Annotated in this window: 9 protein-coding genes; all 9 read left to right on the forward strand. The window is 32.6% G+C overall.

Annotated elements, in window-relative coordinates; all coding sequences use genetic code 11:
• Positions 1–577 precede the first annotated feature (577 nt).
• The 9 genes from ABWU72_RS03810 to ABWU72_RS03850 all read left to right on the forward strand — a co-directional run bounded on the left by ABWU72_RS03810 (position 578) and on the right by ABWU72_RS03850 (position 12502).
• Positions 578–1333, forward strand: coding sequence for a sugar phosphate nucleotidyltransferase (locus ABWU72_RS03810; RefSeq protein ID WP_353283891.1), 756 nt, complete (start codon positions 578–580; stop codon positions 1331–1333).
• 125 nt (positions 1334–1458) lie between these two features.
• Positions 1459–2412, forward strand: coding sequence for an NAD-dependent epimerase/dehydratase family protein (locus ABWU72_RS03815; protein ID WP_353283892.1), 954 nt, complete (start codon positions 1459–1461; stop codon positions 2410–2412).
• On the forward strand, positions 2369–4705 hold the full coding sequence (locus ABWU72_RS03820) for a glycosyltransferase (RefSeq protein ID WP_353283893.1): 2337 nt from the start codon (positions 2369–2371) through the stop codon (positions 4703–4705). Before ABWU72_RS03815 ends, ABWU72_RS03820 begins: the two co-directional genes overlap by 44 nt.
• A complete protein-coding gene (locus tag ABWU72_RS03825; RefSeq protein ID WP_006280066.1) occupies positions 4666–6360 on the forward strand; it encodes a WG repeat-containing protein in 1695 nt (564 codons plus the stop codon). The genes ABWU72_RS03820 and ABWU72_RS03825 overlap by 40 nt, the downstream gene beginning before the upstream one ends.
• A gap of 3 nt (positions 6361–6363) precedes the next feature.
• Positions 6364–7353 (forward strand): phytanoyl-CoA dioxygenase family protein, encoded by a 990-nt coding sequence (locus ABWU72_RS03830; RefSeq protein WP_006280067.1) that lies wholly within the window; start codon positions 6364–6366, stop codon positions 7351–7353.
• Positions 7354–9129: an ABC transporter ATP-binding protein gene (locus ABWU72_RS03835; RefSeq protein ID WP_006280068.1), complete on the forward strand. Its 1776-nt coding sequence runs from the start codon at positions 7354–7356 to the stop codon at positions 9127–9129.
• 1 nt (position 9130) lies between these two features.
• A complete protein-coding gene (locus tag ABWU72_RS03840; RefSeq protein WP_006280069.1) occupies positions 9131–10180 on the forward strand; it encodes a threonine aldolase family protein in 1050 nt (349 codons plus the stop codon).
• Positions 10177–11229 carry a threonine aldolase family protein gene (locus ABWU72_RS03845; RefSeq protein ID WP_006280070.1) on the forward strand — a complete coding sequence of 351 codons (1053 nt, stop codon included), beginning with the start codon at positions 10177–10179 and terminating at the stop codon, positions 11227–11229. Before ABWU72_RS03840 ends, ABWU72_RS03845 begins: the two co-directional genes overlap by 4 nt.
• Before the next feature lie 127 nt (positions 11230–11356).
• Positions 11357–12502 carry an MFS transporter gene (locus ABWU72_RS03850; protein WP_006280071.1) on the forward strand — a complete coding sequence of 382 codons (1146 nt, stop codon included), beginning with the start codon at positions 11357–11359 and terminating at the stop codon, positions 12500–12502.
• Positions 12503–12519 lie beyond the last annotated feature (17 nt).

Genomic DNA, 12519 nt, shown 5'->3' on the forward strand with positions numbered 1-12519 from the left:
GAGGGCAAAAGCAATAAACACTTATATCAAAGGAAAAATTGATTAAGGGAAAAGTGAAACTTTTTAAAGGTTGTTTAATACCTTTACACCTGTGATTGTAGCACTAATGTTGTGCGATAAATGTACAGTGAAAATGTCATCAGAAGTTACCCAATTATTGAGTAGTTTTTTTTACGGCGTCAAGACTCTTGCCAGCATAGAAAATATCAGTTCCTATATAAATATCCTTATGGGCTAAAAGAAACTTCTATTGGTTGATAGAAAACAGAAAAAAACTATTTAAAAAGTATACTCAACAATATAACAAGGAAGCATAAGTTAGGAAAAGTAGTAGGCCGTTGATAAGGATTTGCCTATTTTCTCGATCAACTAGCTTTTGTATAAGTACTGATGGGTCAATATAAATGAGTAGTTCTGGGAAGCTTACTTTATCGGCTAATCTATATTAGCGTCATAGAGGATTTATATATTTCAAGCATGTTAATTATTTTTTCTGGATCATTTAGGAAACTATAGTAGACTTTACAACTCATTAATTATCACTTAACTTACCTCCTAGTAAGTTCTTGAGTTATGTATGGATAACACGTTGATAATATTAGCAGCAGGAAAAAGCAGTAGAATGAATTCACAGTACTCAAAAACACTACACCTAGTAGGAAATTTTACTCTTTTAGAGCATATAATTCACAATGCAAAACCGCTGAGTTTAAAAAGTCTATCAATTGTCATTAACAAGCCTTTTCTAAAGGAGTTAGAAAGATTTAGTACCTTAAAAGATATAATTGATAAATATAATATAAAATTGATAATTCAAGAAAATATTACAGGTACTGGCACTGCAGTTAAAATTGCCCTAGAAAGCCTGGAGCGGTTATCTGACCAAGACATAGTTTTAATACAGTACGGAGACACCCCGTTTATATCTAGTGATACAGTTATGAGAATGACTGATTGTTTAAAGTGTAATAATAAAAATTTAGTTCTTCTTGGATTTAATAGTCAAGATAAGCAATATGGAAGATTAGTAATTGATGATAATGACAATGTTCAAAAAGTCTTGAAAAGTGAAGATGAAATTCTTCTTGCAAACTCTGGAATAATAGCTTCATATGCTAAAGATCTCTTTACCTTAGTAAAAGAAATAAAATTTAATAATTCGACCAATGAATATTGTCTTAATGATATAGTGCCCATTGCAGCAAACAATAACTTGAGTGTAGGTTATGTAGTTTCTGATGAAAGAGAAGCAATGGGAGTAAATAATAAGGAGGATTTGATTAAAGCCGAACACTATTTTCAAGAAAGAAGGCAGCCAACTTTTCTTTCATAATTACATTTTTTTATTCATTAATTTAAGTTGACATTTGTTTTATATTGGTTTTATAATACCTTTTGATTCTTACTTGTAAGATAATTGGTACGACAAATTTTCCTATTTGTAGTGAGAGGGTATACATGGGGATATTAATAACAGGTGCTGCAGGTTTGATAGGGTCAACCTTGGTGAAAAAGTTAGAAAACCAAGGCCATGAAGTAATAAGCTGCGATATTAGATTTCACGATAATCCACTCAGTTTTTTTTCAGAAGATATAGTACCACTACTTGCTCAGTGTACAGGAATCATTCATCTGGCTGCAATTTCTAGAGTTATACATGGTGAACTTTATCCTACACTGTGTCAAAAGATTAATGTTGATGGTACAATGCGGTTTTTAGGGTTATGTAAGTCACTTCCAAATAAACCATGGTTTATATATGCAAGTAGTAGGGAAGTCTATGGAGAGCAGAAGGAACTGCCGGTTACAGAATCTGCTAGTATCGATCCAATAAATAATTATGCCAAAGGTAAAGCATTTATTGAGAAGCAAATAACAAGTTTAAAAGATTTTAATGTAGCAATATTACGCTTTTCAAATGTATACGGTGGTTTACTAGATCATAACAGTAGAGTAATTCCCGCACTCTGTATTAATGCATTAAGAGGTGATCCAATTAAAATAGAAGGTAAAGAATGTGTTTTTGATTTTACCTATTTGGATGATGTTATAGAGGGTATATGCTTAACTGTTAAATATTTACAAAGCGAAAAATCTTCCCTTCCTGCTATTCATCTTACTACTAATAGCCCATGTACTTTAGAAAACTTAGCAAAAACAATATTAAAAGTCACGAAAAGTGATTCTAGAATTGATTTTTATCCTCCAAGAAATTTTGATGTAACTAAGTTCCATGGTGATTTTACTAGAGCTAAAGAGCTACTTGGTTGGTCTCCAAAACATTCATTAGAAGTAGGATTAAGTAAATTTATAAAAAGTCTACAAAACAATACACAAGAACATCCTAACAATATAGATATGGTAATATATGAAAATATTAAAAGTTATTCATGGTTACCCTCCTTATTATAGTGCTGGTTCAGAGGTTTATAGCCAAACTCTTGCTCATGAACTAGCAAATAACAATGAGGTACAAGTATTTACTAGGTATGAAAATAGCTTTTTACCTGATTTTTATTACACTACAGTCCTAGATCGTAGTGATTCTCGAATCTTACTGCATTTAATTAATATACCCATAGCTAAATATCGTTATAAATTTATTAATGAAGAAGTAGATATAAAATTTAAAAGAGTAATAGATAACTTTCAGCCAGATCTTATACATTTTGGTCATCTTAATCATCTATCAATTACTTTACCAGAAATTGCTTTTAAAGAAAATATACCTACAATTTTTACGCTACATGACTTTTGGTTAATGTGTCCAAGAGGAAGGTTTATTCAACGCAATTCTGAAGATTTGTTACGGCTTTGTGATGGACAAAAGGATCAAAAATGTGCAACCCAATGTTACAAAGGATATTTTACAGGAGATAAAGAATTCCTGAATTTAGACATAAATTATTGGGAACAATGGGTTGCAACTAGAATGAAGCAAACAAAGAAAGTAGTGGACTATATAGATTACTTCATTGCTCCGTCAAAATTCTTAATGGATAAATTTACTCAAGACTTTAATGTTCCGATAAACAAAATTTCTTATCTTGATTATGGTTTTGATCTAAATCGTCTTAAGAATAGAAATAGGGTGCAAGAAAAAGGGTTTATTTTCGGTTATATAGGTACTCATACTCCCGAGAAAGGTGTTGACCTATTATTGAAGGCTTTTTCTCGCTTATCATCTAAAGCAAAACTTAGAATTTGGGGAGCGGCAAGGGAAGAAACTAAAACTTTAAAAGCGATTGCCGATCAGTTTCCACATGCTGTTAAAGAAAGGATAGAATGGATGGGAAGTTATAACAATAAAAATATAGTTACTGATGTATTTAATAAAGTTGATGCGATAGTTGTTCCTTCAATTTGGGGTGAAAATTCACCATTAGTAATACATGAAGCACAGCAACTGAGTGTACCAGTAATAACGGCTGATTATGGTGGCATGGCAGAATATGTAAGAGATGGAATAAACGGACTATTATTTAAGCATAGAGATACAAATAGTTTGTCAGAAAAAATGCAAGTCCTATCTACAGACCAGGAATTATACAGTGAACTGACCCAAAGAGGCTATCTTTATACTAAAAATGGTAATGTACCTTCTATAAGTGAGCATACTGAGAAACTTAACAAAATTTACCGTAATGTTATTGAAAATAAAGGCAAATCAGTGGCTACAAAACCTGGTCCTTGGAGAATTACTTTTGATACTAATCCAGATTACTGCAACTTTGCTTGTGTAATGTGTGAATGCTTTTCACCATATAGTAAAGTTAAAGAGGAGAAGAAAGCTAAAGGGATAAAACCCAAGATAATGTCAATAGAAACTATCAGGAAGGTAATTAAGGAAGCAGATGGAACACCTTTAAGGGAAATCATTCCTTCTACTATGGGTGAGCCTTTAATGTATAAAAGCTTTGATGAAATAATCAATTTGTGCCATGAGTTCGGCCTGAAGCTTAACCTCACGACCAATGGTTCTTTTCCTATTAAAGGAGCTAGAAAATGGGCTGAACTATTGGTACCAATTTTATCTGATGTTAAGATTTCCTGGAATGGGGCAACTAAAGAAACTCATGAAAGAATCATGAAAGGTTCAAAATGGGAAGTAGTGACAGAAAATTTAAAAACTTTCCTTGAAGTTAGAGATAAATACTTTAGCGATACAGGTGAAAGGTGTACCGTTACTTTACAATTAACATTTTTAGAAAGTAATTTACATGAACTTTACGACATAGTTGAGATGGCTATAAAAAATGGCATAGATAGAGTTAAAGGACATCATCTTTGGGCACATTTTAAGGAAATTAAGGATCTATCTATGAGGAGAGATGAATTAGCAATTAGTAGATGGAATACGGAGGTGGGAAGGTTATATGAACTTAGGGATAATATGCTATTGCCAAATGGTAAAAAGATAAAATTAGAAAATTTTACGATCCTTTCTCAAGAGGGTATCAAGGATTTGGCTCCAGGTGGTCAGTGCCCATTTTTAGGTAAAGAAGCATGGATAAACAATGAAGGCAAGTTTAGTCCCTGCTGTGCTCCAGATGAACTACGCAAAACATTAGGAGATTTTGGCAATGTTAATGAAGTTAAACTGGAGGAAATATGGCAAAGTAGCGAGTACCTAAACTTACAAAAGAATTATTTAAACTATGAATTATGCAAAACATGCAACATGAGAAAACCATTAGTCAATTAATGAAAGATAGTGAGTACCTTAAATCTATTAGGGTTTCCCCCTGTGAAAGGTTTCACCAATTGTCAGAAAATCCTTTGTACAAAAATAGATTTATTAGAGTTGATAAATTTCACGAGCCTGGCCTTGCACCAGTTTATGATGAGACAGGCGCTTATCACATCGATGCAATGGGAGAAGCAATTTATCGCGACAGATTTTTAAAAACTTTTGGATTTTACTGCAATAGAGCAGCCGTAGAAGATGACACAGGGTATTACCATATTGATCCATCTGGATGTAGAGTATACAAACATTCGTATCAATGGATTGGAAATTACCAAGAAGATATTTGTGTGATTAGAAAGCATGATAAGTTTTTTCATATTGATTTGAACGGCAATAGAGTTTATGAGCAAGAATACAATTATGTTGGGGATTTTAAGGATGGTATCGCTGTAGTCCATAAAGATGGTAAAGCTACACATATTAATAATCATGGAAAGTTAGTACATAATAAATGGTATAAAAAGCTTAATGTTTTTCATAAAGGATTTGCTATTGCAGAAGATAAGCATGGCTGGTTTCATATAGATATTAATGGCAATCCTGTTTACCGGCAAAGATTTAAAATGGTAGAAGCATTCTATAATGGCATGGCAAAAGTTGAAACTTTTGAAGGTGTATTAGGACAGATCGATATTACCGGAAACGTAAAGTTTAGTATTTTTGATTTAGATAAAGAATCTCAAGTGCATAAGATTTCTGCAGAACTTTCAGCCTTTTGGAAAACTTACCTCGCAAATGTTGCTATTGAACTTGATTTGTTAAATATCTTACCTGCAACTATGCCAGTTTTATCTCAAAAGTTAAATATTATCGTTCCAAATCTAGAAAGGCTGTTAAGGGCGTTGTGGGAAATAGGGTTTATTGATTACGATAAGAACAAGGACTTATGGCAACTATCATCAAAAGGTAAGTGTTTTAAGGAAATACCATTTTTGCCTAAAGCAGCAGCAATGTGGGCAAGGGTTGCCGCTGAAAAGAATTGGTTAAAAATTGCCGATATATTAAGGCAGGAGTCAATATCTTCATTTGAATCTTTTAAGGAGAAAGAAACATCAGAAGACAGGAAAATAGCGTTTTACCAAGCATTGCTAGGATATTCCAGGTTTGACACTAAAGAGTTTAATTCTAGGGTTAATATAGATGGTGCTAAAAATATATTGCTATTTGGCGTACACTCTTTATTTCTTGCTTATTCTGATATACACAATAAAGGTTCTATAGGCTTATATTATTACAACGAACATAAAGTGCCTAGGCAGGCAGTAGAAGATTTAAAAATTAAACTCATAACTCAAGAAGAATTATCAGCTACAAATTATGAATTAGGTGTCTTTTGCCGCTTTCTGCAGCATTATGATGATAATAAGGTATTGTCTTATTTAAAATTGGTAAAAAATAAAGGAATACCACGCGTTTTAGTGATAGAAACTATCCTAGATTACTACTCCCCAGTGGGAGGTTCTGTAGATATTAATGTAATGGTTGAAACAGGGGGTAAACTAAGGACATTGAGCGATTGGAAAAGAATACTAAAACAAGTAAAAGGGCTTAAAATTTTTAGTATTGTACCTTTAACAGATTATTTATCAGTTATTGACATTAGGTGTTAATATATGAAAGCATTGCAAAAAAATGGTTTTTTTATTATCAAAAATCTAGTTCCTTTAGAGTTAATAACTCAGTCTTTAAATGATATAATAAGCAAGATATCAAAGTTATCTCAAGAATTAGGTGTTTCAACTTCTGACTATTTAAACTGCACTGGAAGATGGGGTACATCATCTCAGGTAACTAGAATTGTATCTCAAGTATTAGATAAAATTATTAAAAATTATCTTGAAAAGTCACTTCAATGCCAGATACTGCAGAAAAAATCAAATGTTATATGTAAAACTGCTGATTTAATAGATGCAGTTCCCTTCCATCAGGACATCTCTTATAGCTTTAATGACCCTTATCATTTTTCTGTTTGGCTAGCTTTGAATAATGTCAATAAAACTTCAGGTGCACTACAAGTTATAGAAGATAGTCACAACTGGAAAATACAGCCTCTAGTTGATTTTTGGCATCCATACTTTTTGGATCAATACTCGGATAACCGGGAAAATTATAAAATTAAGTCACTACCTATTTCAGCAGGAGATGCGATAGTTTTTGATTCACGGTTATGGCATGGTAGTGATAAGAATATAGATGCTAAAGATAGGTTTGCTTATGTTACGAGATGGGTTGTAAAAGATAAAAGTCTTCCTTGTGTGCCAAAACCTCAGCCTTCAGTTTTTGGTATATTAAACTGTGGTGCATTAACAGAATTTATACTGAGAGAATACTTATCATTATTTCGTCGCCAGGAAAGTATAAAAACAAAAAATATGGAAGAACTTATTAAGAGCTGGTTAGCCTTTATTACAGACACAACTACAAATATTTCTGAGGTCAACACTGCTGAAGCTAAGCGAGATTTATATAAGCTACTTATTCTGAATCAAGCGTCAGCACTACATGATGCTGGAGACATTTCAGGAAAAATATACAAAAATTTATGGTTTTCACTGCTTGTATTTCTCAATAAAAAAGTCAATGTGGTGGAGCTAGCATTATAAATGAACAAAAGTAGAGTTGGTAGTTTCAAGTATATATTGGTGTTCATTTTGAATATCTTATCCAAGTTTAAGCTTAATGTGCTTGTAATGTTCCTGGTTGCCCTAGTAGTGGCTGTTGATTTATCTTTTAGAAAGTATTTAGTAAAAAATATCTTAGATACAGCTGTAAAATATCAAGAAGGTAATGTAATTGAAAATCTTTTATTACCTGTAAGCGCTTATGTTTGTATGGCATTACTTATTACTACTGCTTTTAGATTCTATGGCTATTTTGTTGACATTCGAATGTTTACCTCAATGCGTCAAAAAATAGCTGATATGTCTTTTTACAGGCTGCTTCAGCAAGACCATTCCTATTATCAAAACAACCTATCCGGAAGTTTAGTATATAAGGTCAGTAACTTAATGGATAGTGTGATAGAGCTAATAAGACTGCTTATAGACTGTTTCTTTAGTTATAGTATAGCATTAATCTTGGCTATTTATACTTTATCACTAGTAAATATAAAGTTTGCAATAGCTACATTCATTTGGGTGAACATTTTTATTTTGATTTCGGTTTTCAGTTTTCGGGTGCTTACCGGATTAGCCGATGATCATTCTAAACAAAGTTCACAAGTAATAGCGGGTATAGCCGACAGTATTTTAAATGTTATATCAGTAAGGTTATTTTCTCGGCAAGCGCATGAGAGGCATAAATTTTTTCAAGTATGCAAGAAAAAAACTATTGCAGAAAGAAAATTACAATGGGCATACTTTTGGCTTTGGTTTATATATGGCTATTCATTTGATATACTCCAAGCAGTAAACTTGTATTTTTTAATTCATGATTATCAATTGAACAAGATTGCAATAGGAGATATTGCTCTTGTACTTGGAATTAATATATCGATTATAGAGTTTCTTAACCATCTAACTAGGAATCTTACCCAATTTTCTACTCATTTCGGCAAAGTTTCAGATGCATTGCCAATCTTGACTACCGTACCAGAAATTCAAGATAAGGAAAATGCTAAAAAATTAAATTTATTAAGTGGAAGAATAACGTTTAATAATGTTTCTTTTTCTTATGAGGGTCAGAAGTCATTATTTCAAGATTTTTCAGTTACCATTAATCCTTGCGAAAAGGTAGGTCTAGTTGGTTATTCTGGAGGTGGTAAATCTACTTTTATAAACTTAATCATAAGGCTATTTGATGTTAAAAAAGGTAATATACAGATTGATAATCAAGTAGTATCGGAAGTTACACAGAGTTCTTTGAGGCAACAAATATCTGTAATACCTCAAGAACCATTGTTGTTTCATGATACTATTTTAGCAAATATTATATATGGTAAACTTCAATCTACTATCGAAGAAATAATAAGAGCTGCAAAGCTGGCTGGTATTCACGATTTCATTATGACTCTACCCGATCAATATGAAACTGTAGTCGGAGAAAAAGGCATAAAGCTATCTGGAGGGGAAAGACAAAGAATAATCATAGCGAGAGCATTTCTAAAAAACGCTCCGATATTATTTTTCGATGAGCCAACTAGTCAGTTAGATTCTATAACAGAGAAAACAATTCAAATGAGTTTATTTAAGTTGATGGAAAATAAAACCACCATTACTATAGCACACCGTATTTCTACACTTTTACATATGGACCGAATTCTAGTATTTAACAAAGGAAAAATTGTCCAAGATGGTAAACACGCTGAATTAGTTTCTAAGCAAGGTCTTTACAAGGAACTTTGGAATGCTCAAATTGGTTGTTTGAATGGCAAAAAATAAGATGGAAAAAATTATTGATCTGAGAAGTGACACTACAACTCTGCAGAGCTCCAACGTTATACATGCAATAAGTAATGCAACTGTTGGAGATTTTGCTTATGGTGAAGACAAAAGCTGTAATGACTTATCAGAATATTGCAAACAATTATTCAAAGTAGAAGAAGCATTATTTGCAACCAGCGGTATGCTTGCAAATAGATTAGCCATTGCCAGTCAAACAAGTCCTGGTGATGAACTAATAACTCATTATAATTATCACGTTAATTTTTTCGATAGCGCAGGCAATGCAAAAGTAAATAATATCGTATTTAATTGTATTAGAAATAATAGCGGAATCTTAGATGTTGCTGAAGTAGAATATGCTATTAATTCTAAGCCAAGGTACAAAATTTTTGCTCAGGTGAGTCTTGTTTCTATAGAAAATAGTATAAACGGGTTTAATGGTAAAATTTATCCTTTTGAAAAACAAGTCGAGTTATATCACTTTTTAAAAGCTCACAATGTAAATCTTCATTTAGACGGTGCAAGAATATTTAATGCTCATGTCGAAACAAATATTGCTTTAGCAGATTATGCTAAATATGTGGATACAATGAGCTTTTCTTTTACCAAAGGACTTGGAGCTCCTTTTGGTTCAATGCTTATGGGTAAAAGAGAGATAATTGAAAGGGCTAAAAAGCTACAGGTTTGGCTAGGTAGTGGTTATCATCAGATAGGGTATTGTGCTAATGCAGCAAAGTATGTACTACAGAACAATATTTCTAGGCTTAAAGAAGACAATAAACTCGCCAAACTGTTTGCAGACAAGATTAAGGAAATTCCACACATAAAACTGGTACTACCTTATCCAGAAACTAATATAGTAAGCTTTAGTATAAAAGCACTAAATGTAACTAATGAGGTTTTCTTGAGTAAGTGCCAAGCTTATGGTTTATTGCTTTTTCCTTGGCTCGAGTCTCATATAAGAGCAGTTACCCATCTTGGCACAAAGGAAACAGACATCATGAAAGCTGCTGAAATTATAAAGGAGGTTGTGTTAAATTTAATATGAGAGTAAAAATAGATTTCTTTAGCGATTCAAACACTGACCCTTCAGCTAAAATGAGGGAAGCGATGGCTAAAGCAAAAGTTGGAAACGAAGCTGCATGTGAAGATCCAACTGTGAACGAATTAGTGGCAACCGCATGTAAAATATTAGGTAAACCTGCAGGAATCTTTTTGATTTCAGGAACGATGTCCAATGTAATTGCTTATAAAGTACACATTCAAAGACCTGGTGATTACTTGCTGCTTGATGAAACTTCACATCCACTCATAGTACAATCTGGCTTGATCGCAGCCCAGGCACATGCTACTCCTTTGCCCATCAAAGGTACAAGAGGAATATTTACTGGAGAACAAATTGTTGAGTTTATTACTCGTCCTAGTTTAAGAAATATTCCGAGAGTTGGGCTTGTTTCTATCGAACAAACGACAAATTTTGGTGGTGGAGCTGTGTGGCCTTTAGAATATATTCAAGAGATCTCAAGTCTCTGCAAAGAGAATGACGTATTCACTCATTTAGATGGAGCAAGACTGTTCAACGCTTGTGCTCATACTAAAATATCTCCAAAGGAGTATGCAAGTTATTTTGATTCGGTATTCATTGATTTTAGTAAAGGATTAGGTGCTCCAATGGGTGCAATATTGCTTGGAAGTGAAGATTTTATTGAAAAAGCTTGGTACTATAAGTTTCAAATTGGCGGAGGTATGCACCAAGCTGGCATTATTTCAGCTGCATGTTTATATGCTCTACGTAATAATGTAAATTCTTTAGAAGAAGATCATAAAAAAATGCAGCACCTTATAGAAGGCCTAGACTCCATAGATCAAGTTATAATTGATATCGACCTGTATAAAACTAATATAGCGTATTTTTCATTACGTACTAATTGTATATCTACTCAAGAATTAATAAACGTACTAATGACAAATTATGGAATTAGAATGGCTAACATCAAAGGTAAAATCAGAGCTATAACACATAGAGATATAAGCTATGAAGATATTAATACTACTGTATCTGCTATAAGAAAGATACTAAGTAATTTTCTGCACTAATTGTTTGCAAACTTCTTGTCAAACAATATTATACCAATATAGTATTATGCTAGCATCTGCATAGAGCTATTTGGGAATAGGTATGAACTTTGTCTTCTTTCAATATTTACTATTCTTCTGTGGATATATGCTGCTTTATTTATCAAGACAAAGTATACCAATTGCTCTACCACTGTTAATAGATACTGACCATGTAAAATTAAGCTATTTTTTTGCCTGCTTTTCTTTTTTTTATGGAGTATCAAAATTTGTTAATGGAATAATCATGGACTCCAAAAATAATCCATTATTTATGTTTGGGCTATGCAATATTGCAACTGGATTATTAACCATTGGTATAACTTTATCATATAATAATCTAACTTTATTACTGTTAACATTAATATTATTAGCTTGGACACAAGGGTTAGGTTGGCCAGCTATTACCAAGTTTATGGTTACAAACTCTAGCATCTCTTCAATTGCATCATCATGGGGAGTTATGAGCGCATCTCAGCAACTTGGTTCTTGTATTACTTTAATTGTATTACCAAGTATAATTAAAATATATAATGCAAAAAGTGCATTTTTGTACTCTGGTTTCTTATGCTTACTTTTTGGAATTTATATAATATTAAAGGCATATTACAAAGAAAGTGCCAACTTTACTACCTATTATAAGGTGCAGAAATCTCAAATAGGTATCAAGGTAACAAGTTCCATATGGTTTCTATGTTGTGCTACTTTTTGTGCTTATATTATAAAAATGGGAATCTTCTTTTGGTTTCCTATAATTTTAAAGAATAAATTACAAATTTCTCTTGTACAATCCTCACTAATAACAGGCGTATATGATTTAGGTGGAATCCTTGGAACTTTAATAACAGGAAGAATTAGTGATATGTACTTCTTTCAAAATAGAAGCTTGCTGGCATCACTTTATATGTTGGGTATAGCACTCACTTTTATTGCAATGAACTTTGGTCAAAACATAATTCTTATGAACCTTTGTGCAATCTTATCAGGATTCTTTATATTTGGAGTGCAAGTACTGACAGGTGTTATAGCTGTAGAAATTGCTCCACAAAATAATGTATGTGCAATTGTAAGCTTAACAGGATTATTTGGGTATATTGCAAGTTCAATATTTTCATGCGTGCTCTTAGGAGTACTTGTTAAGCACTGTGGTAACAGTATTATGTTTTCATTTTTTTCCATTTGCTCTGTTGTTGCACTCGTTTGCTTTTCCATACTATCAAGCAAAGATCTAAAAAAACTAAGTAAAGCGGTGTAAAAAAAATTTCTCAACAG

The sequence above is a fragment of the Wolbachia endosymbiont (group A) of Lypha dubia genome, assembly GCF_964028575.1.
Classification (GTDB): Bacteria; Pseudomonadota; Alphaproteobacteria; order Rickettsiales; family Anaplasmataceae; genus Wolbachia; species Wolbachia pipientis.